Below are 24654 nucleotides of genomic sequence, written 5' to 3'. Positions count from 1 at the left end.
GGCACCCCGCGCCCCTAAGGCCGCCCGGTCTCCAGCACCGACGCCAGGTCGAAGCTGACAGGTTCCTCCAGCTGCGCGTAGGTGCACGATTCCGGATCCCGGTCCGGGCGCCAGCGGTTGAACTGGGCGGTGTGCCGGAACCGGTCGCCCTCCATGTGGTCATAGCGGACCTCCACCACGAGGTCGGGCCGGAGCGGCACGAAGGACAGGTCCTTGCCGGCGCTCCAGCGGCTGCCTTCGGAGTTCCGCGGCGTCCGTTCGCCTTCCTCCTGCTTGGCCCAGGCCCACGGATGGTCCTCGAAGTCGGTGACGAGCGGCTGCAGCTGCTCGAACAGCTCCTGGCGGCGCTTCATCGGGAAGGCGCCGATCACGCCCACGCTGGCCAGGCCGCCGTCGTCCTTGTACAGGCCGAGCAGGAGCGAACCGATGGCGTCCGGCCCGCTCTTGTGCAGCCGGTAGCCGGCCACCACGCAGTCCGCGGTGCGCTCGTGCTTGGTTTTGAACATCACCCGTTTGTCCGGCTCGTACCGTCCGTCCAGGCGTTTGGCCACCACCCCGTCCAGCCCGGCGCCTTCAAACTGCTCAAACCACTGCCCGGCCGTGTCCTTGTCCGTGGTGGCCGCGGTGAGGTGGACGGGGGCTTTGCTGGCGGCGAGCGCCTTCTCAAGTGCCGCCCGCCGCTCCGTGAAGGGCCTGTCCCTGTAGTCGTCTTCGCCCAGGGCCAGCAAGTCAAACGCCACGAACGAGGCCGGGGTCTGCGCCGCGAGCAGCTTCACCCGGCTGGCCGCCGGGTGAATCCGCTGCTGGAGGGCGTCGAAATCCAGCCGGTCGCCGGACGGGCCGATCAGGATAATCTCGCCGTCCACCACGCACCGGGGCGGCAGGTTTTCCCTTAAGGCTTCCACGAGTTCAGGAAAGTAGCGGGTCATGGGCTTTTCGTTGCGGCTGCCGATCTCCAACTCGTCGCCGTCGCGGAAGATGATGGACCGGAAGCCGTCCCACTTGGGCTCGTAGCTGAGATCGCCTTCCGGGATGCCGCTGACGGCCTTGGCGAGCATGGGCGGGACGGGCGGCATCACGGGAAGTTCCATGCTGCCCATTCTTGCCCGGCGACCGCCCCTGGCGGAAGACCAGCGGAAGACCGGTGCTCAGCCGGCCAGCAGCCAGACGATCAGGATCAGCGCCGGGGCTGCTGCCGCCGTCGAAAGGAGGATGGTTTCCCGGGCCACCGCCACCCCGCGGCCGTACTTGCCCGCGAACAGGAACACGTTCTGGGCCGAGGGGAGCGCTGCCATCAGCACCACGCCCAGGAGCATGTGCTGGTCCAGGTTGAACAGGAAGCGTCCGACGACGAAAGCCACCATGGGCATCACCGCCGACTTCAGTGCGGTGGCAGTCAGGATTTCCGCGGTATGCCCGCCGCTTTGCAGCATGCGCGAGCCGTGCAGGGACATGCCAAAGGCCAGCAGCACCACCGGAACGGCCGCCCCGCCCAGGAGCGTCAGCGGCGCCATCACCGGGCCGGGAAGCTCCACCTTGAACGCCGCCAGGACAACGCCCAGTAGAGAGGCGATGATCATGGGGTTCCGGAACGGTTGGGTCAGCAGCAGGCGCGGAGAAAACCGGCCGGCGGCGGAAAGGTCCAGGAGAGTGAGGACCAGCGGCGCGAACAGGAGCAGCTGGACCAGCAGGACCGGCGCCACCGGGGTTGCGTCGCCCAGCGCGTACAGCGTGATGGGGATGCCGATGTTGTTGGCGTTGACGTAGGAACTGGCCATGGCCCCAACGGCGGTTTCGGCCAATGGCCGCCGGAACCACAGCCGGCTCGCCGCCACATACAGCAAAGCAGTCGCGGCAGCCGTGATCATGGCCAGCGGAACGTAGGCGGAAAAGACCACAGTGAGGTCGGATTCGAGGACCACCGTGAACAGCAGCACCGGGTTGGTGATAAAAAAGGCGGTGCGGGTCAGCGCCGAAACGGTCGGCTCTCCGCCCAGTCCGCACCGCGCGGCAATGTAGCCCACCGCAATGACGACGCCGATCACCGCCAGCCCGATCAGCACACCGCCCACAAGAGGTACTTCCTTCCAGTTCCGCCAGCTGCGCAGGACCGCAGCGGGCGCAGTGTTACAAGTTACAAACTTATCTGACAAGTGGCAGGCCGGCTGCACCGGTGCCGCATTCCGCCAACCGCCCGGCCGAAACCCTCGACAGGGCACGCGCCGGACGGTAGAGGTTAACGATGGTTACTGTCGGCTTCCACGCTTCACACGAACAGATCAGCCCCGCCCGGCTCCTCAGGGACGTCCAGCACGCGGAGCGGGCGGGCTTTGACGCGGCTATGTGCTCGGACCACATCGAGCCGTGGTCCGCCCGGCAGGGACACTCCGGCTTCGCCTGGTCCTGGCTGGGAGCAGCGCTGGCCACCACCAATCTCCGGTTCGGGGTGGTCACGGCGCCCGGCCAGCGGTACCACCCGGCCATCATCGCCCATGCCTCGGCCACCCTGGCCGGCATGTTCCCGGGCCGGTTCTGGATGGCCACCGGCAGCGGGGAGAACATGAACGAGCACATCACCGGGGATCCCTGGCCGCCCAAGGACATCCGCCAGCGCCGGCTGGAGGAAAGCGTGGAGGTGATACGGCGCCTGCATCGCGGCGAGGAGGTCACCCACCGCGGCCTGGTCACCGTGGAACAGGCGAGGATCTGGGACGTTCCGGACAATCCCCCGCCGCTCATTGCTCCCGCGGTCAGCGTGGACACCGCCCGGCGTGCCGCAGCCTGGGCGGATGGCCTGGTCACCGTGAACCAGCCGGCCGACAAGCTCAAGGACATGGTGGCGGCCTACCGGGACAACGGCGGGCAGGGGAAGGCTGTCCTGCAGGTCCACCTTTCCTGGGCCGGGAACGAAGAGGAAGCTGTTGCCGTTGCGCTCGACCAGTGGCGCACCAACACCTATGATCCGCCCATCCCTTGGGATTTGCCCACCGCCGGACACTTCGACCTGGTGGGCGAACACGTGACAGCGGAGCAGGTCCGCAAAACCGTGAACGTCTCGGCGGACCTGGACCAGCATACGGAGTGGCTGGCCGAATACGCAGACTTGGGCTTCGACGAGCTCTACCTGCACTTTGTGGGCCAGGAGCAGGCTCCCTTCATCGACGCGTTCGCGGCGGAGGTCCTCCCGCAGCTGCGCATGCCGGGCAGCACCCCGGCGGTCCCGCAGCTTTCTGCGGCCGGTGCCGAACCGGCGTCGGGCGCTTCGGCATGAGGATCGCCGAAACCTCCGACCTCTGGTGGAAAAACGCCGTGATCTACTGCCTGGACGTCGAGACATTCTTTGACGACGACGGCGACGGTTGCGGCGACTTCGCCGGCCTCACCCAGCGTGTGGACTACCTGGCCGCCCTCGGCGTGACCTGTATCTGGCTGATGCCGTTCTATCCCTCCCCGGACCGGGATGACGGCTACGACGTGACCGATTTCTTCACCGTTGATCCCCGGCTTGGGACCTTGGGTGATCTGGTGGAGTTCGTCCGCGCCGCCCGGGACCGGGGCATGCGCGTAATCGCGGACTTCGTGGTGAACCATACCTCGGACCAGCACCCGTGGTTCGTGGAGGCCCGGCAGTCAAAGGACAACCGGTACCGGGACTACTACGTGTGGCGGACCGACACACCACCGGACACGTCCTCGGAGGTGGTGTTCCCCGGCGAGGAAACGTCCTTGTGGAACAAGGATGAGACCACCGGCGAGTGGTACCTGCACATGTTCGCCAAGTACCAGCCGGACCTGAACGTGACCAACCCCGGCGTACGGAACGAGATCGCCAAGGCGATGGGCCTGTGGCTGGAACTCGGGTTGGACGGTTTCCGGCTGGACGCCGTGCCCTTCTTCCTCGAAACCCGCGGCCAGCCCAAGGACGAGGCCGCCAACCTGGATCCGCACGGCTACCTCGAGGCCCTGCGGAGCTTCGTGAACCGCCGCAACGGCAGCGCGGTGCTGCTCGGAGAGGTAAACCTGCCGTACAAGGAACAACTGGAGTACTTCGGCGGCCCCGACGGCAACGAACTCAACATGCAGTTCGACTTCCTGTCCATGCAGCACCTCTACCTGTCGCTCGCGCGGCAGGATGCCCGGCCCCTGGCGGAAAACCTGAAGAGCCGTCCGCCGCTGCATCCGGACAACCAGTGGGCCATGTTCGTGCGCAACCATGACGAACTCACCCTGGACAAACTCACGGACGGCGAACGCGGCGAGGTCTTTGCCGCTTTCGGGCCCGAGAAGAACATGCAGGTGTACGGGCGGGGCCTGCGCCGCCGGCTTCCCCCGATGCTGGACGGCGATCCGGAACGCCTCCGGATGGTGTACTCGCTGATGTTCTCCCTGCCCGGCACCCCGGTGCTGTTCTATGGGGAGGAGATCGGCATGGGTGAGGACCTTCGGCTCAAGAGCAGGGCCGCCGTGCGCACCCCCATGCAGTGGAGCGACGGGAAAAACGGGGGCTTTTCCACGGCCAAGGCTGCGGACCTGGCTGTCCCGCTGACAAGGGGAGAGTACGGCCCGGACCACGTCAACGCGGCAGCCGCCAGGCGGGACCCCGATTCACTCTTCAACTTCATGGCAACCCTGATCCTGCGCTACCGGGAGAACGCGGAGCTGGGGTGGGGCGGCTTCGCCCTTATCGACCAGCCGGAGCGTGCGGTGTTCGCACACACCTGCAGCTCCGACGGCGGCATGCTGGTGCTCCTGCACAATCTGGGCGAGGATCCGGTGACGATCAGCGCCAACGCCGCCCGGGAGGATAGCCCGCCGCAAGCCTTCAAGGACGCCGTCCTGCTGGACGTGTTCGACGGCGGGAGCGTGCCTTTGGAGCCCGACGGCGGCTTCACCGTGGAGCTGGGCCGTTACGGTTTCCGGTGGTTTCGGCTGCACCGGAAGGGCGACCGGCTGGCACCCTGACAGGGACGCCCGGCGCCGTCCTTTATGAAAAGATCAACCATGCGCGCCATGCAGCATTCCAGCAAACTCCAGAACGTCCGGTACGAACTCCGCGGGCCGATCCTCCAGGCAGCCAAGAACATGGAGGCCGAGGGGCACCGGATCCTGAAGATGAACCTGGGCGATACGGCCCCGTTCGGCCTGGAAACCCCGGAATCGGTGGTGGTGGATATGATCCACCACCTGCGGGGCGCGCAGGGCTACAGCGACTCCAAGGGAATCTTTTCCGCCCGGACCGCCATCTCGCAGTACTACCAGACCCGCGGCCTGATGCAGATCGGCGTGGAGGACATTTTCATTGGCAACGGGGTCAGCGAATTGATTTCCATGTGCCTGCAGGCCTTTATGGAAAACGGCGACGAGATCCTGGTCCCGGCACCGGACTACCCGTTGTGGACGGCGGCTGTGACCCTGACCGGGGGCACGCCTGTCCATTACCTGTGCGACGAGGAGGAAAACTGGTGGCCGGACATGGCCGACGTCGAGGCAAAAATCACCAGCCGGACCAAGGGCATCGTGATCATCAACCCGAACAACCCCACCGGCGCCGTTTACCCCCGCTACATCCTGGAACAGTTCACCGCCCTGGCCCGGAAGCACAACCTGGTCCTCTTCTCGGACGAGATCTACGAGAAGGTGCTGTACGGGGAAGCCGTGCATATCCACACGGCCGCCGTGGCTGAGGACGTCTGCTGCCTGACGTTCAGCGGCCTGTCCAAGGCCTACCGGATGCCCGGCTACCGTGCCGGCTGGGTCGCAGTCACCGGGCCGCTGGCCGCCACCGCCGCGTACCGGGAGGGGCTGGAGCTGCTGGCGTCCCTGAGGCTGTGCCCCAACGTTCCTGCCCAGCATGCCATCCAGACATGCCTGGGCGGCTACCAGAGCATCGAGGCACTGGTGCGCCCCGGCGGCCGGCTCCGGGAACAACGGGACCTCGCGCACAAGCTGCTGACCGCCATTCCGGGCATCACCTGCGTGCCGGCAGAGGGCGCCATGTACCTGTTCCCGCGCCTGGACCCGGAACTCTACCCGATCGCCAGCGACGAACAGTTCGTCCTGGACCTGTTGAAGGACCAGAAAATCCTGGTGTCCCACGGCTCGGCGTTCAACTGGCCCACGCCTGACCACTTCCGCTTTGTGATCCTCCCGTCTGTCCTGGACATCGAGGAAGCCGTCCGCAGGATCGCAACGTTCCTCGCCGCCTACCGCAACCGCGAGGCAGCGTAGCCAGCGGCTGCCCAGGAAGACCTCTGCCTTGGGTGCCACGCCGCCGGCAGACCCTTGGCGGGAAACAGTTCCGGCTCAAAGAACTAACCGGCGCCTAACCATCAGGAAACCAAGGCGCAACATTGCCACTCCACACTGGTAGTGCAGGCAAGAGCCGGCACCAGCTCCAGCCAGGAGGCCCCCCATGTTAAAGAGAGCAGCAGCCCATGTAACCAGAGTCCGCGCCCTGGACCAGCTCCGCCGCGGCGACGAGATCGAAGCCCGCCTTTCCATTGGCCCTTCCTACGATGACGTAGTGATCCGCCGGGGCAGGGTCCAGGAGACGGCGCCGGGAATCGGAGTGGTGTGGATCCTGGACAGGATGACAGGCCTGCGGAAAGCAATCAATACGGACGAATGCAGCGTCTGGCGGGTTGCCTGAACCGGACGCGCGGCGGCGCCGGAAATGCCGGGCTGCGGCAGCGGGTGCAGTCAGTAAGGACTGCCCGCTGCAGGAGCCTGGCCTTCCGGGCCGGTATCAGCCGCCCGCCACCGACTGGATGACCAGCACCTCCTGGCCGGGTGCAACCTCCGTGTCCAGGCCCTGCAACCGCCGCACCTCGTCACCATCCACGTAGACATTCACGAAGCGCCGCAAGGCTCCCGTCTCGTCCCGAAGCCGGCGGGCAAGGACAGCGAAGTCGGCGGTGACGGAATCCAGCAGTTTTGCCACGGTCACAGGTCCGTCCGCGGGCGCAGTCAGAACGGACTGCCCGCCGGCCAGTGGCTGCAGGATGCTGGGAAGTACTACCGATATGTCAGGCACCGGCCACCACTGCCGCCCGGACGCACAGGACATCCGGAAGATGTGCCACCACTTCCGAGAATGTCTCCCCTTCGTCCGGGCTGGCATAGACACTGCCTCCGCGCGTGCCGAAGTACACGCCGGACGGTTCCGCCGAATCCACGGAGGCTGCGTCCCGCAGGACGCTGTTGTACTCGCCCGTGGGCAGCCCGTTGCTGAGCCTCTTCCAGCTGGCGCCGGCGTCGTCTGTGCGGTGGACGGCCAGTTCACCGTTGGGCGGGATACGCTCGCCGTCGGCTTTGAGGGGGACAACCCAGGCTGTACCTTCCCGCCGCGGATGGGTCAGCATGACGAACCCGAAGTCGGCCGGCAGGCCCTCCGCAATTGACGTCCAGCTCTCCGCGTTGTCGTCCGTGCGGTACACGCCGTGGTGGTTCTGCGCATAGAGGCGGCCGTCGACGGCGGCATCCGCAGCGATCTTGTGCACGCACTGTCCGAACTCAGGGTTCGGGTCGGGCATGAAGTAGGCGGAGATCCCCTTATTGCGGGCCTCCCAGGAGGTGCCGCCGTCGAGCGAGCGGTAAACGCCCCCGGTGCTCATGGCGACGTGCACGGTTTCGCCTTCGGGGTGGACCACGATCGAGTGGGCAGCGGCGCCGCCGTAGCCGGCGCCCCAGTCGCTGCGGTGCGGATGGTCCCAGAGGCCCCTGTTCAGCTCGAAGTGTTCGCCGCCGTCGGTGGACTTCCACACCGAGATGGGCTCCGCCCCGGCCCACACCACTCCCGGCCGGGCCTCGGCGTCAGGATAAATCTGCCAGATGCGTTCCAGGGCCGCGCCCGTATCTTCGGGGAATTTGATGGCGCCCTGCTCGGGTTCGGACCAGGTGGCGCCAAGATCGTCCGAGTGGGCCACCGTGGGGCCCCAATGCTCGTTCCGGACCCCCACCATGATCCGGGTGCGGCCTTCCCTGGTGTCGATTCCGATGCTCGGAATCTCACTCATCAAAAAATGCGGGCCGGTGAAGGACCATTCCCGCCTGTCCGGGCTGGTGGCCAGCCACAGGCCCTTTTTGGTCCCGATTGCTAAGACAAAACTTCCTTGGGTTGCCATGCCCACCATGCAACCACCGCCCCGGGCAGGCTGCAACGGTTTTGGCTGAAAGAGGGCGGCGAGGGTTAGTCCACAAACTCCGACTGAGTCTCGATGAAGTCCCAGTCCGCGTCCGTAAGCACTGCCGTCGGGTTGTCCGGGTGGGGTCCACCCGCTTCAGCGATCCCCTGCAGCACCGGAAGGGGAAGTTCCCCGGCCCGCAGATTCTCCCGCAACCATTCCTTGCTCCCGAGGTCCAGGTCCAGCCACCACATAAAAATTTGCATGCCCTCACGCCCTTTCTCGAATTCAACGTTAGGCGCGGGCGGTGCCGGCTACAAGGTACCCGCGGCCTGGACAAGTACCGCTGCGGGATTTTCGGGTACCCGCAAGTAACAGGTCCAGCGGAAGCCTCCGAAAGACGAGTACACCCTACTCGCGACCAGTTGCGGGCCCGCACCTAGCCTGAAAACTCAAGCAAGCTGACCGTGCTGCTGGGGCATTCGGCGTAACCGCTGTTCCTCCTCATCATGGTCCGTTTCAAACATACTGGGGAGAGAACAATGAAACGCACTTTTGCCGCCCTAGGGGTGGTGGGGCTGGGACTGATCAGCATCACGGCACCGGCCATGGCAGCGTCCGAAAAAGTCACCGTCTGCCATGACGACGGGACATCCTGGAAGCCGCTGGAATTCAGCGTCAACGGGATTGGCGGCCACGACGAGCATCCTACGGACATCATCCCGCCCACCCCGAAGGCGCCGGACGGAATGAACTGGACGAACGCCGGAAAGCTCACCTACATTGCCAAATGCGATGATCTGCCGGCCGGTGAAACGCCACCCGTGGTTGAGCAGCCGCCCGTGGTGACTCCACCGGTGGTGGAGCAGCCCGTGGTGAACCCGCCGGTGGTCGAGCAGCCCGTGGTGAACCCGCCGGTTGTGGTTCCGCCTGTGGAACAGACGGTGGTTCAGGCACCTGTCGTTGAAACGCCCGTAGTGGAGACTCCCGTGGTCACTGCTGCCGTGATTCCACCCGTCCAGCAGCCCGCTGTGGTTCCGCCGGTGACCGTCCCGCAGGCGGCAGCCACGGTCGTCGTCCCTGAACGGACTGCTGCTGGTGCCGCGGCCACAAGCTTGGGAACCAACCAGGGGTTCAACGCCCAGACGGCCGTGGGCGGCTCCAGCAGCCCGTCCTGGCTGGCAGGTGTGGGCGCCCTGGTGGCAGCCGGCGCGGCAGTGGCTTTCCGCCGCAACCGCCGCACACTGCCCCTGGCCGACTGATACCGGCTGCGCCGCAACCCTCGGCGCCATCAAGGGCCCCACGACAGGAAGGCGTCCCGCCAGTGCCCGGCGGGGCGTCTTCCTTCCTTTCATCCGCAACTGCTGAGGAGCAGCATGTCCAAGGAACGCAGCCGGCACGCGGCTCTCAAGGACCGCAGGCGGAGACGCTGGAACCGGGGAGACCTGGCCATCCTCCTATGCGGGGTTCTGGCCTTTCTGTCCATGACCTTCGGTACACCCCTCTTCCACCAGATGGACGTGTCCGCTGGCGGAGACAGTGCGGGGATCGTGTCTCCGGCACCTGGGGCCATATCCCGCCAACCGGCACAATTGGCCGGGACGGCGGCAGATGCAACGGGGACGGCCGGGCCAGGCCAAGTGCCGGTTCCGGCCGCTCCAGCTGCAGCACTGCCGGCCCCTGTCCTCCCGGCAGCGGCTGAACCAGTACGCATCCGCTACGGCGCCGCCGCGTTCGATGTTCCGGTCCACGCGCTGGACCTGGACGCTGCCGCGCAGGCCAGCCAAACGGTGGAGCCACCTGAAACCAAAGACGGCTACTGGCTGACGCCCTTCGGGACTCCCGGGCAGGGGTCGGCGAACACAACCTACGTGATCGGGCACAGCTGGGAAGGTGCAGACGCACCCTTCAACCATCTGAGTTCATCGGCGGCTGTGGGCGACAGGTTCGAAGTGGACACCGCAACCGGCACCATCCCCTACCGGGTGGACAGCGTGACCACCTACCTGAAGTCCAGCCTCAAGGACAGTCCCATCTGGGACATCGTGCCGAACCGGCTGGTCCTGATCAGCTGCTTCACTGAAGATCCCTGGGGGAAGAACGTGGTGGTCACGGCATCACCCGCGCCGTGACGGACCACAGTAAGCACCCTGTTCAAGCGCGTAGGGGAGGCCGAGAATAAGCTATGACATCAGACCCATTCAGCGGTACGTCACCCCTGCTGGCAGGCATTGCACCAAAGCAGCACCCTGAGGTCCTGCAGACCGCAGCCCTCCTCGCCGCCCGGCTGGGAAGACCATTGCTCTGCGCTTACGTTGACGAGGCCAGCTACCTGGTGGAATGGGACCCCGCACGGTCCGCCCACCGGCTCTCCCTCCACCCGGACGCGGACGACGAGGACATCCGGGCCGTGGCTTCAGAGCTGCGGGCATCCATAGAAGCGGCGGTAGCCAAAGTACCGGCGGAAGCCGGGCACACGGAATGGACCTTCCGGATCCTCGCCGGCGATCCCGCCCGGGCGCTGGCACGGTTGGCGGCGGAAAATAATGCCCCGATGATCGTCGTCGGCACGTCAGAGCGGGGTTTCTCCCACCGGCTCAGCGAAGCCCTGAACGGGGCAGTTGGCACCTGGCTGGTCCACCACCAGAGCCGCCCTGTCCTGGTTGTTCCCTACCGGATGCCAGCCCACGAGGACCAGCCGTGACCTTCGGCAGCCTGTTACTGGAGCCGAATTAAGAGCGGAGAAAGTAAAGCGAAAGTAGTTATTCGAGGTGCTGGCGGAGGGGAGTACCAGCCAGTAAGCTGATTCAAGCAGGCCGGTTCCGCCGAGGTGGACGCCGGGTTTGCCCAAGAGCTGCTCCGGAGTGCGTATCCCCCAATAACGCACTCCGGAGCTTTTTTGGTGCCCCCGCTCCTACTGCCCCAGCCTCGGCGGCTAGCTGAGACGCACGCGCGTATACCCCCACGGGGTACTTGACCGTATACCCCTCGGGGGTATACGGTCAACGCATGAGTACAACCGGAGAAGCAGTCGCGCGGATAGCGGTTGAAGCTGATGCGGGCCCTGAGGGGCCGCAGCACGGCTACACGGGAAACAAGGACGCCTACCTGCGCCGCCTCAAACGCATCGAAGGCCAGGTGCGCGGAATTGCCCGCATGGTGGATGAGGACAAGTACTGCATCGACATCCTCACGCAGGTCTCCGCCGTCACCAAGGCCCTGCACGCTGTCAGCCTGGGACTCGTGGAAGAGCACATCGGCCATTGTGTGGTGGGAGCAGCCTCGGAGCCGGACCCCGCAGTGCGGGCAGAAGCCATCGATGCCAAGGTCAAAGAAGCTGCCGATGCCATCGGCCGCCTTCTCCGCTAATCGCGGACTTCCAACTTAAACGGCCGTCCGGCCGACGCCGGACAATGACCGCCGGCCCACCATGCCGGCCAAACAACAAGGAGCAGCCATGAGCACCACCTCCCCTACCACCACCACGGTGAGCGTCGCCGGAATGACGTGCGGCCATTGCGTCTCGGCCGTCAGCGAAGAACTTGAGTCCCTCGCGGGCGTAGAGGCAGTGGACGTCGAGCTCAACGCCGGCGGCGTCTCCACCGTCACCATCACCTCGAGCAACGATTTGTCACCATCGGAAATCGGCGAGGCCGTAGCGGAGGCCGGCTACCTGGTCGTCGCCAACGAAGCCTAAGCACCTGCCCTGACACAGCACGGATAGGGGGCCACATGAGCAACCAGGATCTACTCCAGCCAGGAACCCGGGTGGTGGAGCTCGACATCGAGGGCATGACGTGCGCCTCCTGCGTCAACAGAGTGGAAAAGAAGCTCGGCAAGCTCGAAGGCGTGCAGGCCCTGGTCAACCTCCCGCTGGAATCCGCCCACGTAACAGTGCCGCCAGGCATTACCAACGAGCAGTTGGTGGACACGGTCAACGCGGCAGGATACAAAGCTACGGTCCACCAGCCCACCCCGGCTCCGGAGGCTGCCCCAGCGGAGAACCTGCTCCCGCGCCTGGTCCTGGCCGCCCTCCTGACGGTGCCCGTATTTCTGATCTCCATGGTCCCGGCGTTCCAGTTTCCGCAGTGGGGCTGGGTAGCGGCCGCGCTGGCCCTGCCCGTGGTCACCTGGGCCGCCTGGCCGTTCCACCGCGCGGCCGCCATCAACGCCCGCCACTTCGCGTCCACCATGGACACGCTGGTGTCGATCGGTGTCGCCGCCGCCTACCTGTTCTCAGCCTGGCAGCTGCTCTCCGACCCCCTGTTGACCGAGCACCCGGGCATGGAGGAAATGGAGCAGGCAGGCCTGTACTTTGAGGTGGCAGCCGTCGTCACCACATTCCTGCTCCTGGGCCGCCACCTCGAGGCCAACGCCAAACAAAAAGCGGGCGACGCCCTGCATGCCCTCCTGAGCCTGGGCGCGAAGGATGCCACCATCCTGCGTGACGGCCGCGAGCAAAGAATTCCCGCTGGGCAGCTGGCGGTTGGCGACATCCTGGTGATCCGCCCCGGTGGGAAAATCGCCACCGACGGCGTAGTCGTCGACGGGACGTCTGCTGTTGACGCCTCCCTGGTGACCGGCGAGTCTGTGCCCGTGGAGGTTGAACCCGGCAGCCGGGTCACCGGCGCCACCATCAACACCTCCGGCCGGCTGCTGGTCAAGGCCACGCGCGTAGGCTCGGAAACTACGCTGGCGCAGATGGCGCGCCTCGTGTCCCAGGCGCAGACGGGCAAGGCTCCCATCGCCCGCCTCGCAGACCGCATCAGCGCCGTGTTCGTTCCCGTGGTCCTGGCCGTCGCCGCACTCACGTTTGTGCTCTGGCTGCTTGTTGCGGGTGCGGGAGCCACGGGCGGGGGGCTGCGCGCTGCCTTTACCGCCGCCGTCGCCGTCCTGGTGATCGCCTGCCCGTGCGCGCTGGGACTTGCCACTCCCGTTGGCCTCCTGACCGGGACGGGCCGGGGCGCGCAGCTGGGCATCCTGATTAAGGGCCCGCAGGTGCTTGAAGACACCCGGACCGTGGACACCATCCTCTTGGACAAGACCGGAACGGTCACCACCGGGGTGCTGGCAGTGGATTCCACCCTTGCCTTCGAAGGGTTTGGGGAGCGCGAGGTCCTGCGGCTGGCCGGAGCAGTCGAGGCAGCATCGGAGCATCCGGTAGCCCGCGCGATTGCCGCCGCTGCTGCGGCCCGGGAAGCGCGCCGGGGTCGCGAATCAGCGCACGACGGCGGGCACCTGCCGCCGGTGAAAGGGTTCAGGTCGGCGCCGGGCGGCGGCGTCACGGGAACCGTTGAGGGCAGGCTGATCGTTGCCGGTCGTACCGGCTGGCTTGAGGAGAACGGTATCGCCATCACTCCACACCAGGCGCGGGCCCAGACAGCGGCAGAAGCCGCCGGCGCCACGGCTGTCTGGGTGGCAGTGGACGGGACCGTTTCCGGGATTGTCAGCCTTCGCGACACCGTCAAGCCCGGCTCCCGCGCCGCCGTCGAACGGATGAAAGCGCTGGGCCTCCGCCCCCTCCTGCTGACCGGAGACAACGCGGCCGTGGCTGCTCAGGTGGCTGCCGCCGTCGGAATTGATCCCGCAGGCGTTTACGCAGGTGTATTGCCCGAGGGCAAGGTGGAAGTGGTGAAAACACTGCAGGCCGCCGGTGCCACCGTGGCCATGGCCGGCGACGGCGTCAACGATGCCGCGGCGCTGGCGCAGGCTGACCTCGGCATCGCCATGGGATCCGGCACGGACGTGGCCATCGAGGCTGCCGACCTGACGGTGATGGGCAACGACCTGTCGCAGGTGGTCCAGGCCATCGAACTCTCGCGCAGGACCCTGGCCACCATCAAAACCAACCTGTTCTGGGCGTTCTTCTACAATGCCGTGGGCATTCCGGTGGCCGCCCTGGGCCTGCTGAACCCGATGATCGCCGGCGCCGCGATGGCGGCGAGCTCGGTCCTGGTCGTTGCCAACTCGCTGCGTCTCCGCAATTTCGGACGGAAGGCCTAGGACTCAGGGCTCAGGCCGCGCCGTACCGTACGGCTGCGCGCGCCCTCGCCTTCGCAGCCTCGGCGTCGCGGTCCTTGGGCGGAGCCTGCGTTACCAGTGCCTCCAGGAGGTGCTGGGTGATGTGGGCGATCTCGTGGACTGCCTCCTCAAAGGCCTCCTGGTTGGCCTTGGACGGCTTGGTGCTGCCGCTGACCTTACGCACGTACTGCAAGGCCGCGGCATGCACCTCCTCCGAGGTGGCGTGCGGTTCAAAGTTGTGGAGGGTTCGAATATTCCGGCACATAACGCCATGCTAGGCTCTGGATCGCCACGGATCGACCCCTCTACAGAACATCGCGGAACTCCTGTCCATGCGGAGCACGGCATGGGCAGGGGTGCCCATCGACACTGTTTTGCGGGCCGGGATAGGTTTGAGGCATTGGATCTTCCGGACAAGCCGGGGGGCCGCGGGGGATGCCGACCTGGTTCGGATCCACGATCTTACGAGGAGAAACTCATGGCTATTTGGGGTGCAGACGTTGAGCAGCTTCGTCAGCTCGGAAACAAGCTTCAGCACGGTGCGTCCGAGATCGAGACGCAGAAGTCCGCTCTGACCAAGCTTCTGCACGGCACCGACTGGAAGGGCCCGGACGCGGACAAGTTCAAGGGGGAATGGGACGGCCAGCACGTCACCATGCTGACCAAGGTTGCCGAAGCCCTGAAGGAAGCCGGCAGCAAGGCCACGCGTAACGCCCAGGAGCAGTCCCAGGCCTCAAACGGCTAGAGGCTTTGGCGGCAAACATTGACGCCGCAACGGCCCGGGCACCTCAGGGTGTCCGGGCCGTTGCCTTTAAGGGAGAGGGGCTTTTAAGGGACGTGTTCCGTTAGGGGACGGGCTCGACGTCGTTCGCGTGTTCCAGCGGGGACGCCGCCTTGGGTGCCGGGCCGGCCGCCCCGCCGCGCCTGTCCACGGGGCTCCGCAGTTCATCGAGCCGGACCAGGATGACGCCACCGACGATCAGCATCCCGCCCAGGAGCTGGATGGCGCCGGGAAGCTCGCCCAGGAGCAGCCAGGCCCAGATTACGGCAAAGAGGACTTCGGTCAGCGACACGAAGGACGCCACCTTGGAGCCGAGGGCCCTGGCCGCCACGATGCCGGACACGTAGGCCAGCACGGTGGCCAGGATGACGAGCCCCGCCAGCGATACCCACCAGGGCGTAACCCAGGGGCCCAGCGTGGTGTCCGCAGTACTGAAGGTCATGGGCAAAAGTCCGGTTGCTGCGGCGAGCCACATCACGGCAGCGCCCACCAGGAGCCCTCCCGAAGCCAGCACGATGGGTGGCAGGGAGTCGTTCTCCTTGGCGGTGATAAAGAAGTAGATGGCAAGGCAAACTGCGGCTGCGATGCCCCAGAAGACACCCACGAGGTCAATTTTGACCGCGCCCGCGAGGTCAAGGACCAGGACCAGGCCGGCCAGCGAAAGCAACGTTCCCCCGATGGTCAGCACCCTGGGGCGCTTCCGGCTGGCCGTCCAGAGCCACAGCACGATAATCACAGGTGCCAGGTATTCAAGCAGCAGGGCGACCCCCACCGAGAGCCTCGCCACGGCGTTGAAGTAGAACAGCTGGCACGCCGCGACGCCGATCAGCCCGAAGAGCAGGATGGTCACCCAGTTGTCCCGGAGTTGATGCCACCGGCCGCGGAGCGCGGGAACCGCCGGCACTGCGAGGATCAGGGCGGCGCCGGTGAGCCGGGCAGTCACTGCCGCGCCGGGAGACCAGCTTGTTTCGAGCAAAGCCTTGGCAAAGGATCCGGAGAGGCCGAAAACGGCGGACGAGAACAGCGCAATACCCAGGCCGGAGGCGAGGAAGCTGCGCTTGGCCCGGACCCCCGGCTTCGGGGCGGGTTGGGGTGCGGCAGGCATCGTCGCCTCCTGTCAGGAGTAAAGTGGGGTAATGGTCATGACAGTACGGGACGGCGCTGTAAGGAGTCAAGATGGTTTTTGCCCCTGACACCGAGGTGGCCCTGCGCACGGTGGTTAATCTGATCAATTCAGCGGCGAACGCAAGTGAGGGACTGGCGTCCGCGGCGGACCTGGACCAGTTCCTCGCGGCTGAAGGCTTCACGGGATCGCGTACCCGGGATGAGAGCGAGCTCACGAGTGTGCGCCGGCTTCGTCAAGAACTCGCAGCGCTGTGGACCGCGGATGAAGGCTCCGCCGTCGAGACTGTTAACCGCCTGCTGCGGGACGCCAATGCCCTGCCCCAGCTGGTCAAGCACGATGACTGGGACTGGCATCTGCACGCCACCACTCCGGAGGCCCCGCTGGTGGACAGGATGAGCACCGAAGCCGCCATGGCCCTGGCCGACGTGATCCGCGGCAAGGAGATGGACCGGATGCGCATCTGCGGGTCTGAGGACTGTGATGCTGTGGTGCTGGACCTCAGCAGGAACCGGTCAAAGCGTTACTGCGATACAGGAAACTGCGCGAACCGGGCGCACGTGGCCGCCTACCGGGCCCGTCAGGCAGCATCTGCCTAGAACGTGGTCAGCGGCTGCCGGGGTTGTCCGGATCATCGGGGGAACCGGCAGGGTCCTGCGGGCCCGGAGAGCCAAAGCCATGGGACGGCTTGGGGGCCGAACTGAGGTTTACCCCCGATCCCTTGCCCAAGTGCTCGGCGTTCTCCTTGTGGCTCATCGAGAGCATCGCCGCGATCACGAGGGTAACGATGAAGGCAATGCCGGCAGCGGTGAAAGCAAGGTCGAAACGGGGTGCGTGTGCACTGCCGCCGGAAGCGAAGATCACCACGGCCACAAAGGCAACAACGGCCCAGAACGCGGAGAACATCAGCGGGCCTTTCACCGAGGTCCGCACCTTGCGCGGGTGTCCTGGTTGCTGGTCTGCCACGGTGATTCCTCCCTGCAGGCGGCATGCCGGCCAGCCTGGTTCTGCATAGTGCGTCGTGAGTCCGGACCAATTTTCTACGAGAAGTAGAACCGGACACTTCCTAGTTTACGGCGTTCCTGCGTTGCTGCGGGCATCGTGCCGGATCGTCAGCCCGGCAAGTGCCCACAGCACACCGGAAATGATGGCCCCGCCCCCGGCCACGCCGAGCAGGGCATGGGCGCCCAGGCTGACGAAGAACGGCAGGATGGCTGCGGTGCCCAGGCCGATGATACCCGAGGCTATCCAGTCGCGGGCCAGCACATGCCTGCCGCGGAATTTCAGGCCGCAGAACAGCTCGAGGGCTCCGGCCACAGCCAGGCCCAGGGCGGCAATGACTCCAAACAGCAGGTCCCCGTGGAGCAGAAGCAGCGCGGCCCCTGCACCGGCGAGAACCGACCCGGCCGAGGAGTGCAACTTGCCCGGTACGCTCTCCTTCGCAAAACCTGATGCGCGGATACCCCACAGCAGGAGGAGGCCGGTGGATAGCAGGTACAGGCCGCCCGACCATCCCATCACCTCTACGGATGGTGCCGCCCAGAAAATGGTGACAGCCCCAAACACCAGCGCAACTGCGGAACGAAGGAGGACCGGCTTCCACAGGTCAGCCCTGGGAGCCATTCCGGGAGCAACGCCTGAGGGGGTTTTGGGTTGGGTCACCGGTCCAGTTTAGTGGCGGTCCACGCTAGGGCGAACCCAACACCATCCACCGGTCGGAACGGGCACGCAGGCCAAGCGTGACGGCACGGGCAGCCATGTACGCGAGCGCGAAGGCGGCCCACAGCCAGGCCAAGCCGGCCGCGCCCACCGCATGTGACAAGCCCACGGCAATCAGAAGCGGCACATATACGGCCAGGTTCACCACACCGGCCAGCGCCAGGTATTTGGCATCCCCGGCACCGATCAGCACCCCGTCAAGCACAAAGACATATCCCGCGATGGGCTGGCCGGCGGCGAGGACCCACAAAGCAACCGCCAGCACCGACTGAACCTCCGGATCGGACGTAAAAAGGGCTCCGGCCCAAGGGGCGGCAACCGCCAAAAGCGCCCCGGTGACTACGCCGAAACCGAGTCCCCAACGGGTCATGGTCCGGGTCAGCAGCCGTGCCCTGCCGGGGTTGGAGGCCCCCAGCTCCTTGCCGATCAGCGCCTGGGCAGCAATGGCGAGGGCGTCCAGGGCGAAGGCCAGGAAAGAGAAGATGGTCATGGCCAGCTGGTGGGCGGCGAGGTTGACGGCGCCCTGCGCGGTGACCACAAGAACGGTGGCCAGGATGGCAATGCGCAGGCTGAGGGTGCGCAGCATCAGCCACGAGCCAACCCGCGTCATGCTCCTGATGCCGCTCCAGCTGGGCAGCAGGCTTATGCCGTGGATTCCGGCATTCCGCTTCACCATCACCAGGTAGACGGCGGCCATGGCCCATTGGGCCACGCTGGTGCCGGCGGCCGAGCCGGTGACGGACCAGCCCAGTCCGTAGACCAGCCACAAGTTCAGGACAATGTTCAGGGCAAAACCCGCCGTCGCCACCACCAGGGGCGTCCGGGTGTCCTGCAGGCCGCGGAGAAGTCCGGTGCCGGCGAAGATGAGCAGCATGGCCACCAGGCCGGGCATGGACCATCGGAGGTAGTCGACGGCGAACGCGCGCACCTCGCCTTCCGTTCCGAGCAGGCCGATCAACGGGCCGGCCGCCAGGAATCCGGTCACGGCCAGAAGCGTGCCCAGCAGCAGCGCCAGCCACACGCCGTCGCGCCCGGCGGCCAGGGCCTTGCCCGGTTGCCCGTCACCCATCGCACGGGCCACTGCGGGGGTGGTGGAATAGGCCAGGAAAACCATCAGGCCGACGGCGGTGTGCAGCACTGCGGTTGCCAGCCCGACGCCGGCCAACTGCGCTACGCCGAGGTGGCCCACAATCGCCGAATCCGCGAGCAGGAAGAGCGGTTCGGCCACGAGGGCGCCAAAGGCGGGAACTGCCAGCCGAAGGATCTCGCGGGCATGTCCTTTCAGCGGGGCGGCTGGCGCCGGGGCAGGTAAGTGGGGCACCTTGCCAGCCTAATCGGGCGTTCGGCTGCCTCCATGCCGGCATGATAAAGCCCACATTGTGACGCTATTAGTTGACAGTTCAACCATCGTCCGGGAAGACTTAATGCCCATGAACCAGTCACGACTTACCACCACCGCCATCACCGCCCTCCGCATCATCCTGGGCTTCCTCTTCGCAGCGCACGGTTGGCAAAAGTTCAACGAGTGGACCATCGCCGGCACACAAGCATCCTTCGCCAAGATGGGCGTTCCTGCAGCGGAAGCAGTCGCACCGGCGATTGCCGTGCTGGAACTGGCCGGCGGCATCGCCCTGATCCTCGGCATCCTCACCCGGGTGGTTGCAGCACTCCTGGTCCTGGACATGCTCGGCGCCCTGTTTATGGTGCACGCATCCGCCGGCGTTTTCGCCGCCAACGGCGGCTACGAACTGGTCCTGCTCCTCGCTGCAGCCGCGTTCGCCCTGGCACTGACCGGCGCTGGCCGCCTTTCCGTGGACCGCGCCCTCTTCGGCCGCAGCAACTCGAAGCTGGCCGCCCTGGCCTAACCCCTGCACTCCTCCAGCGGCCGCCGGCTACGGCCGGAACCGCTCGACGGCGGATGGGCACCTCGGTGCCCGTCCGCCGTCGGCCTTTAACTACCCGCTGTTCACGTCCTACCCCTCCCTGCCGGATTCGCCGGAAGACTGCGGACTCGCCGTTGGGGAACGGCGAACCGGGGGCTTTCCGGCGATCCCGGCGCCAGGACCTTCAGTTGTCCGCCGTCCGGAGCTTCCAGGTGGAACACTCCGGAACAATTCCCATCAGAACAGCCCGTGGGAAAGTTGGGAAAACGCTTGCCAAGATCCTTCGCGGGCTGATAAACCAGTGAGTGCTGCAGCGAGAGCTGCATCACCATCCCAGGTCTCAGCTACTCCCGAATCATCACTCGGAACCCTCAAACCGCCATGCTCCGCCGTTGGTGCGTCGCGTGTTTGAATCGTTCCAACCTTCCTGGGTTACCGCTTTGCCACCGCTCATCGAAGGAGATGTCCGTGAACAAATCCCCGCAATCAACCCCACAGCCCCAGCAACCACCACCACTCCGGCAGCGCAGGATCCCTGCTGGTGCCAAAGCCGTGACAGCCGCCGTGGCCTCAGCTGCCATCGCCTTCACCGGGCTCCCGGCGGTCCAGGCCGACACCGCGCTGCCGCCGGTGGGAAGCGGGTTCAAGTTCGACTTCGGCCCCGGCGCCACGGCGGACGGGTACACGGCTGTAGCCGCCGGCACGCAGTACTCGGCGGCCACGAAATATGGCTTTACCGACACGTCGGGCACCTCCGGCGTGGACCGCGCCACGGGCGATCCGCTCCGTTCTGACTTTGTCCAAGCCCAAGGAAGCACCTTCCTGGTGGACTTGCCCAACGGCGACTACACGGTCAAGCTCATTGCCGGCGACGCCGCGGAGGCCACGAACATCGCCATTACTGCCGAAACCATGGCGAAGGTGCAGGCCACGGACAAGGCCGCCGGCCAGTACCTGGAAATGGAATTCCCCATTTCGCTGGTGGACGGCCAGCTCAACCTCGATTTCAGCGGCACGGCGGCCAAGATCAATTCGCTGGTCATCTCCGCCCGCGCTCCCCGCACCGCCACCACGGACCCCGGCGTCTATCTCGCCGGTGACTCAACGGTGCAGACCTACGACCCCGGCTTCGCCCCGCAGGCAGGGTGGGGCCAGATGATTGACCGCTACTTCGATGACAAGGTCTCCTTCAAGAACCACGCCATTGGCGGGCGCAGCTCCAAGAACTTCATCACCCAGGGCCGGCTGGACGAGATCCTGAGGGTCATTAACCCCGGCGACTACCTGATGGTCCAGTTCGGGCACAATGATGCCACGATCGGCGTCGACGACCGCTATGCCTCCCCCGCCGACTACAAGGAATACCTGCGCACGTACGTGAACGGTGCGCGCCAGCGCGGCGCAACCCCCGTCCTGGTCACCCCGGTGGGACGCCGGGACTACGACGAAGCCACTGGCAAGTTCAACGTCAGCTTCCCCGAGTACGTGGCGAAGATGCAGGAACTCGCCAGCGAGGAGAACGTGGCCCTGGTGGACCTCTCCGCCTCGAGCCGCGCCTACTACGACGCCATCGGTCCGGAGGATACCAAGTCCGTCTTCCTGCACGTCGATGCCGGCGTCTATCCCAACCGGCCCACCGGCACGGTGGACAACACCCACTTCCAGGAATACGGTGCCATCCAGATCGCCCGGCTCGTGGCCGGCGGAGTGAAGCAGCTCAGTGTTCCGCTGGCCGCACGCGTCAAGGAGGTCGCACCGCCGTCGTCCGTTCCTGCCAAGCCGCAGGGCCTGGTGGCCGGCAGCGTTTCCAACGCCGGGGCACTGCTGAAGTGGCAGGCTGTTGAAGGCGCGGACATTTACAAGGTCTACCGGAAGCTGGCCTCCGAACCGGACAGTGCATTCAAGCTGACAACCACCGCCACGGTGCCCACCGCCAACCTGGCCGGGCTGGCCGAAGGCACAGCCTACAGCGTCCGGGTGGCAGCCATGAACGGTAAGGGACTCTCCGAGCCGAGCGACACCCTGAACGTCACCACGAAGCAGGCGAAATACAAGTTCGATTTTGGGCCGGTGGGAGCACCCCTGGAACCCGGCTACACCGAAGTCAACCGCACCATGGCCTACACCCCCGAGCGGGGCTTCGGCTTCAAGGACATCTCCGGGCTGAGCGACCGGGACCGCGGCGCCGTGACCAGCAACCTCCTGCGCGACTTCGTCCTCAGCAGCACCAGCTTCGAATTCCAGCTCGACGTCCCCAACGGCACCTACGCCCTGAAGACCTACCACAGCGACTGGATCGGCTCCACCCGGACCGACGTCGCCGCGGAAGGCACTCCCTACGGCCAGGTGTCCTCGAGCAGGGCGTCATCGGCAACCAAGATCATCAATCAGGTGCTGGTCTCCGATGGACAGCTGAACCTCGCCATCAGCGGCTCCGGACAGCGGCTCAACGGCCTGGAAGTCACCCCGCTGCTGGTGGGACCCACCAACCTGCACACCTCTGCCGTCAATGCCGCTTCCGAGCCGCCCACCGTTGACCTCGCCTGGGACGCAGTGGCGGACGCCGCCAGCTACAAGGTGTTCCGCCAGGCCTCGTTCGAAGCCGAACCCCGGCTGATTGCGGAGAATGTCTCAGCCGCGGCTTTCCAGGACACCACCGCCTTCGCCGGCCTGAAGTACAATTACTTCGTCACCGCGCTGGACAGCACAGGACTCGAATCGGTCCCCTCCAACACAGTGGAAACCGCCCTGGTGGATCCCAATACCCCTGTCCCGGCGGCCACTGGGAAGGTGGACGTCAAGGCAGTGGAGAAGACAAGCGTCACGCTCAAGTGGCAGAAGGTGGCTGGCGCAGCCGCCTACCAAGTTTACCGGTCCACCTCCCCCGACGGTCCTTTTGACTACGTGGGCCGGGCCACCGAGGTGAACTACACGGACTTCACCGTGCTGACCACCATCAAGTACTACTACCGTGTCACCACGCTGAACAAGGGCGGCGAATCCGCGCCCTCTCCGGTGGTGGGAACTGAAAAGGTCACGGTGGTGAACCGGCAGATGGAGAAGCTGGACCGCGCCCCCGTGGCATTGCTGACCGCCGAAGGCGTCCGTGTGGGCTGGCGGATGCTCGGCCTTGATCCGGAGCAGATCGGCTTCCATGTGATCCGCGACGGCGTGCAGCTCACCGATGAGCCGATCCGCAGCAGCACCACCTTCCTTGATCCGGACGGAACCGCATCCTCCAAGTACGTCGTCAAGACAGTGGGCAACGGCGGAGACCAGCTCACCGCGGAGTTCACGCCGCTGGCCCAGGACTACCTTGCCATCAAGCTGGACAAGCCTGCCGACGATTACACCAAGGACGGCCAGCCGTACAGCTACTCCGCTGGCGACTCGAGCGTGGCTGACCTGGACGGCGACGGCACGTACGAAGTCCTGCAGATGTGGTCCCCGTCCAACTCCAAGGACAACTCGCAGGCAGGCTACACCGGCACTGTCTACGTGGATGCCTACAGGATGGACGGCACCAGGCTCTGGCGCATCAACATGGGCCCGAACATCCGTGCCGGCGCCCACTACACCCAGCTGCTCGCCTACGACTTCGACGGCGACGGCAAGGCTGAAGTTGCGATGAAGACGGCGGACGGTACGCGTGACGCGGCCGGCACCGTGATCGGCAACCCGAGCGCCGATTACCGCAACAGCAGCGGGTACGTGCTCACGGGCGACGAGTTCCTGACCGTGTTCCACGGTGCCACCGGCACGGTGATGGACACGGTGAAGTACGACCCGCCGCGCGGAGACGTGGGCGCCTGGGGTGACACCTACGGAAACCGGGTGGACCGCTTCCTTGGCGCCGTGGCCTACCTGGACGGCGAACACCCTTCCATGATGTTCAGCCGCGGCTACTACACACGGGCGGTTCTGGCCACCTACGACCTGGTGGGCGGCAAGATCATCAAACGCTGGGTCTTCGATTCGGATATCGCCGGCGCCCAGTACCGGGGCCAGGGCAACCACAACCTGTCCGTGGTGGATGTGGACGCTGACGGCAAGGACGAGTTTGTCTTCGGTTCCATGACCATCGACGACAACGGCAAGCCGCTGTACAGCACCGGCCTGGGCCACGGTGATGCTATCCACACCAGTGACCTTGACCCGTCCCGTCCCGGGCTCGAGACGTTCGCCGCCCACGAGGAAATGGGTTCCAGCGGCAACAGGGGTGCCACCTTCCGCGATGCACGTACCGGCGAAGTGCTGTGGAGCATCCCGGCCACCAAGGACACCGGACGTGCTGCGGCGGGAGACATCGACCCCCGTTTCCCGGGTGCGGAGGGATGGGCCATCGGCGGTGACGCTGCCTGGAACTCCCCGGTGGGTGAACTGCGGTCCGCCAAGGGCCAGCTGATCGCGAACAAGATCCCGGCAGCCAACTTCCTTGCCTGGTGGGACGGCGACCTGCTGCGTGAGATCGTGGACCACGACTGGAATGCATCGGCCAACACGGGAACACCGAGCATCGCCAAGTGGAACTGGGAGACCCAGTCCAGCGACCGGCTGCTGACCGCCACCGGCGCGAAATCCAACAACAGCACCAAGGGCACGCCCGCCATCCAGGCAGACCTCCTGGGTGACTGGCGCGAGGAAATCGCCTGGCCTTCGGCCGACAGCACGGAGCTGCGGATCTACACCACCACCGCAGGCACCGACGTCCGGCTCCGCACGCTGATGCATGATCCGGCGTACCGCCTCTCGGTGGCCCGCGAGAACATCTCCTACAACCAGCCGCCGCACCCCAGCTTCTATATTGGGGAGGGCATGGAACGCCCGGCCCAGCCGGACATCATGTACACCCGCGCCGGCTAGCCTTCTGATCCACCGCTGCCCCGTCCGCCTTCCGGCGGGCGGGGCAGCTTCAATTAACTGGATCCTCCCCTCAGCCGCTTGCCCCGCCTGGCTTTGTTGCAGGCCCGACCGGCCGGTAACCGGAAGCGTCAGTATGATCGC

General features: G+C 65.9%; 24 protein-coding genes. 14 read left to right on the top strand and 10 right to left on the bottom strand.

Annotated features, from left to right (window positions below; translation table 11 throughout):
• Positions 1-14: 14 nt before the first annotated feature.
• Positions 15-1091, bottom strand: coding sequence for an ATP-dependent DNA ligase (locus QF047_RS21595; RefSeq protein WP_307281362.1), 1077 nt, complete (start codon positions 1089-1091; stop codon positions 15-17).
• A 57-nt stretch (positions 1092-1148) separates the two neighbouring features.
• On the bottom strand, positions 1149-2072 hold the full coding sequence (locus QF047_RS21590; protein ID WP_307281359.1) for an AEC family transporter: 924 nt from the start codon (positions 2070-2072) through the stop codon (positions 1149-1151).
• A gap of 170 nt (positions 2073-2242) precedes the next feature.
• On the opposite strand from QF047_RS21590, the gene QF047_RS21585 reads away from it, so the two are divergent.
• The 4 genes from QF047_RS21585 (at position 2243) to QF047_RS21570 (ending at position 6649) form a co-directional block, all read left to right on the top strand.
• Positions 2243-3271 (top strand): TIGR03885 family FMN-dependent LLM class oxidoreductase, encoded by a 1029-nt coding sequence (locus tag QF047_RS21585; protein WP_307281357.1) that lies wholly within the window; start codon positions 2243-2245, stop codon positions 3269-3271.
• Complete coding sequence (locus QF047_RS21580; protein WP_307281354.1) at positions 3268-4962, top strand: alpha-amylase family protein; 1695 nt, start codon at positions 3268-3270, stop codon at positions 4960-4962. The genes QF047_RS21585 and QF047_RS21580 overlap by 4 nt, the downstream gene beginning before the upstream one ends.
• A gap of 39 nt (positions 4963-5001) precedes the next feature.
• The gene (locus tag QF047_RS21575; protein WP_306636794.1) at positions 5002-6228 is read left to right on the top strand and encodes a pyridoxal phosphate-dependent aminotransferase; all 1227 of its coding nucleotides are present in this window, start codon (positions 5002-5004) and stop codon (positions 6226-6228) included.
• Between the two features lie 184 nt (positions 6229-6412).
• Complete coding sequence (locus tag QF047_RS21570; protein WP_306636796.1) at positions 6413-6649, top strand: hypothetical protein; 237 nt, start codon at positions 6413-6415, stop codon at positions 6647-6649.
• 96 nt (positions 6650-6745) lie between these two features.
• On the opposite strand, the gene QF047_RS21565 is transcribed toward QF047_RS21570, so the two are convergent.
• Genes QF047_RS21565 through QF047_RS21555 form a run of 3 tightly spaced genes read right to left on the bottom strand, consistent with a single transcriptional unit; the run spans position 6746 to position 8389 of the window.
• A complete protein-coding gene (locus QF047_RS21565) occupies positions 6746-7066 on the bottom strand; it encodes a MoaD/ThiS family protein (RefSeq protein ID WP_373427042.1) in 321 nt (106 codons plus the stop codon).
• Positions 7026-8132 carry an exo-alpha-sialidase gene (locus QF047_RS21560; protein ID WP_307281345.1) on the bottom strand — a complete coding sequence of 369 codons (1107 nt, stop codon included), beginning with the start codon at positions 8130-8132 and terminating at the stop codon, positions 7026-7028. Before QF047_RS21560 ends, QF047_RS21565 begins: the two co-directional genes overlap by 41 nt.
• Positions 8133-8188: 56 nt before the next feature.
• A complete protein-coding gene (locus QF047_RS21555) occupies positions 8189-8389 on the bottom strand; it encodes a hypothetical protein (protein WP_306636800.1) in 201 nt (66 codons plus the stop codon).
• Positions 8390-8665: 276 nt separating this feature from the next.
• On the opposite strand from QF047_RS21555, the gene QF047_RS21550 reads away from it, so the two are divergent.
• The 6 genes from QF047_RS21550 (at position 8666) to QF047_RS21525 (ending at position 14126) form a co-directional block, all read left to right on the top strand.
• Positions 8666-9385, top strand: coding sequence for a hypothetical protein (locus QF047_RS21550; protein WP_307281342.1), 720 nt, complete (start codon positions 8666-8668; stop codon positions 9383-9385).
• A 114-nt stretch (positions 9386-9499) separates the two neighbouring features.
• Positions 9500-10255, top strand: a complete 756-nt coding sequence (locus QF047_RS21545; protein ID WP_307281339.1) for a class F sortase — start codon at positions 9500-9502, stop codon at positions 10253-10255.
• A 53-nt stretch (positions 10256-10308) separates the two neighbouring features.
• A complete protein-coding gene (locus QF047_RS21540; protein WP_306636806.1) occupies positions 10309-10827 on the top strand; it encodes a universal stress protein in 519 nt (172 codons plus the stop codon).
• A gap of 305 nt (positions 10828-11132) precedes the next feature.
• Positions 11133-11492: a metal-sensitive transcriptional regulator gene (locus QF047_RS21535; protein ID WP_306636808.1), complete on the top strand. Its 360-nt coding sequence runs from the start codon at positions 11133-11135 to the stop codon at positions 11490-11492.
• An 88-nt stretch (positions 11493-11580) separates the two neighbouring features.
• Positions 11581-11820, top strand: coding sequence for a heavy-metal-associated domain-containing protein (locus QF047_RS21530; RefSeq protein ID WP_306636810.1), 240 nt, complete (start codon positions 11581-11583; stop codon positions 11818-11820).
• Positions 11821-11855: 35 nt separating this feature from the next.
• On the top strand, positions 11856-14126 hold the full coding sequence (locus tag QF047_RS21525; RefSeq protein ID WP_307281332.1) for a cation-translocating P-type ATPase: 2271 nt from the start codon (positions 11856-11858) through the stop codon (positions 14124-14126).
• Positions 14127-14136: 10 nt separating this feature from the next.
• On the opposite strand, the gene QF047_RS21520 is transcribed toward QF047_RS21525, so the two are convergent.
• A complete protein-coding gene (locus QF047_RS21520; RefSeq protein ID WP_306636814.1) occupies positions 14137-14409 on the bottom strand; it encodes a DUF2277 domain-containing protein in 273 nt (90 codons plus the stop codon).
• Between the two features lie 213 nt (positions 14410-14622).
• On the opposite strand from QF047_RS21520, the gene QF047_RS21515 reads away from it, so the two are divergent.
• Complete coding sequence (locus QF047_RS21515; RefSeq protein ID WP_307281328.1) at positions 14623-14889, top strand: WXG100 family type VII secretion target; 267 nt, start codon at positions 14623-14625, stop codon at positions 14887-14889.
• A gap of 100 nt (positions 14890-14989) precedes the next feature.
• Here the strand turns inward: QF047_RS21515 and QF047_RS21510 are convergent, their stop codons facing one another.
• Complete coding sequence (locus tag QF047_RS21510) at positions 14990-16030, bottom strand: DMT family transporter (RefSeq protein WP_307281326.1); 1041 nt, start codon at positions 16028-16030, stop codon at positions 14990-14992.
• Positions 16031-16101: 71 nt separating this feature from the next.
• Between QF047_RS21510 and QF047_RS21505 the strand changes: the two genes are divergently transcribed.
• Positions 16102-16647 carry a CGNR zinc finger domain-containing protein gene (locus QF047_RS21505; RefSeq protein WP_306636817.1) on the top strand — a complete coding sequence of 182 codons (546 nt, stop codon included), beginning with the start codon at positions 16102-16104 and terminating at the stop codon, positions 16645-16647.
• 7 nt (positions 16648-16654) lie between these two features.
• On the opposite strand, the gene QF047_RS21500 is transcribed toward QF047_RS21505, so the two are convergent.
• The 3 genes from QF047_RS21500 to QF047_RS21490 form a co-directional block, all read right to left on the bottom strand.
• Complete coding sequence (locus QF047_RS21500; protein WP_307281322.1) at positions 16655-17014, bottom strand: hypothetical protein; 360 nt, start codon at positions 17012-17014, stop codon at positions 16655-16657.
• Positions 17015-17119: 105 nt separating this feature from the next.
• Complete coding sequence (locus QF047_RS21495) at positions 17120-17710, bottom strand: hypothetical protein (RefSeq protein WP_307281320.1); 591 nt, start codon at positions 17708-17710, stop codon at positions 17120-17122.
• A gap of 25 nt (positions 17711-17735) precedes the next feature.
• Positions 17736-19088 carry an MATE family efflux transporter gene (locus QF047_RS21490; protein WP_307281318.1) on the bottom strand — a complete coding sequence of 451 codons (1353 nt, stop codon included), beginning with the start codon at positions 19086-19088 and terminating at the stop codon, positions 17736-17738.
• A 109-nt stretch (positions 19089-19197) separates the two neighbouring features.
• Here QF047_RS21490 and QF047_RS21485 point away from each other — a divergent pair, with 109 nt between their 5' ends.
• Both QF047_RS21485 and QF047_RS21480 read left to right on the top strand, forming a co-directional pair.
• On the top strand, positions 19198-19632 hold the full coding sequence (locus QF047_RS21485; protein ID WP_142041690.1) for a DoxX family protein: 435 nt from the start codon (positions 19198-19200) through the stop codon (positions 19630-19632).
• 486 nt (positions 19633-20118) lie between these two features.
• Positions 20119-24513, top strand: coding sequence for an SGNH/GDSL hydrolase family protein (locus tag QF047_RS21480; RefSeq protein ID WP_307281315.1), 4395 nt, complete (start codon positions 20119-20121; stop codon positions 24511-24513).
• The last annotated feature ends 141 nt before the right edge of the window (positions 24514-24654 follow it).

This window comes from Arthrobacter sp. W4I7 (genome assembly GCF_030816215.1).
In the GTDB taxonomy this organism is placed as follows: Bacteria; Actinomycetota; Actinomycetes; order Actinomycetales; family Micrococcaceae; genus Arthrobacter; species Arthrobacter siccitolerans_A.
This window is presented reverse-complemented; position numbering and strand designations above follow the sequence as displayed.

Coding starts and splice junctions, on each gene's coding strand:
- QF047_RS21595 (WP_307281362.1), bottom strand. CDS start 1,091: ATGGAACTTCCCGTGATGCCGCCCGTCCCGCCCATGCTCGCCAAGGCC.
- QF047_RS21585 (WP_307281357.1), top strand. CDS start 2,243: ATGGTTACTGTCGGCTTCCACGCTTCACACGAACAGATCAGCCCCGCC.
- QF047_RS21580 (WP_307281354.1), top strand. CDS start 3,268: ATGAGGATCGCCGAAACCTCCGACCTCTGGTGGAAAAACGCCGTGATC.
- QF047_RS21575 (WP_306636794.1), top strand. CDS start 5,002: ATGCGCGCCATGCAGCATTCCAGCAAACTCCAGAACGTCCGGTACGAA.
- QF047_RS21570 (WP_306636796.1), top strand. CDS start 6,413: ATGTTAAAGAGAGCAGCAGCCCATGTAACCAGAGTCCGCGCCCTGGAC.
- QF047_RS21565 (WP_373427042.1), bottom strand. CDS start 7,066: ATGTCCTGTGCGTCCGGGCGGCAGTGGTGGCCGGTGCCTGACATATCG.
- QF047_RS21560 (WP_307281345.1), bottom strand. CDS start 8,132: ATGGTGGGCATGGCAACCCAAGGAAGTTTTGTCTTAGCAATCGGGACC.
- QF047_RS21555 (WP_306636800.1), bottom strand. CDS start 8,389: ATGCAAATTTTTATGTGGTGGCTGGACCTGGACCTCGGGAGCAAGGAA.
- QF047_RS21550 (WP_307281342.1), top strand. CDS start 8,666: ATGAAACGCACTTTTGCCGCCCTAGGGGTGGTGGGGCTGGGACTGATC.
- QF047_RS21545 (WP_307281339.1), top strand. CDS start 9,500: ATGTCCAAGGAACGCAGCCGGCACGCGGCTCTCAAGGACCGCAGGCGG.
- QF047_RS21540 (WP_306636806.1), top strand. CDS start 10,309: ATGACATCAGACCCATTCAGCGGTACGTCACCCCTGCTGGCAGGCATT.
- QF047_RS21535 (WP_306636808.1), top strand. CDS start 11,133: ATGAGTACAACCGGAGAAGCAGTCGCGCGGATAGCGGTTGAAGCTGAT.
- QF047_RS21530 (WP_306636810.1), top strand. CDS start 11,581: ATGAGCACCACCTCCCCTACCACCACCACGGTGAGCGTCGCCGGAATG.
- QF047_RS21525 (WP_307281332.1), top strand. CDS start 11,856: ATGAGCAACCAGGATCTACTCCAGCCAGGAACCCGGGTGGTGGAGCTC.
- QF047_RS21520 (WP_306636814.1), bottom strand. CDS start 14,409: ATGTGCCGGAATATTCGAACCCTCCACAACTTTGAACCGCACGCCACC.
- QF047_RS21515 (WP_307281328.1), top strand. CDS start 14,623: ATGGCTATTTGGGGTGCAGACGTTGAGCAGCTTCGTCAGCTCGGAAAC.
- QF047_RS21510 (WP_307281326.1), bottom strand. CDS start 16,030: ATGCCTGCCGCACCCCAACCCGCCCCGAAGCCGGGGGTCCGGGCCAAG.
- QF047_RS21505 (WP_306636817.1), top strand. CDS start 16,102: ATGGTTTTTGCCCCTGACACCGAGGTGGCCCTGCGCACGGTGGTTAAT.
- QF047_RS21485 (WP_142041690.1), top strand. CDS start 19,198: ATGAACCAGTCACGACTTACCACCACCGCCATCACCGCCCTCCGCATC.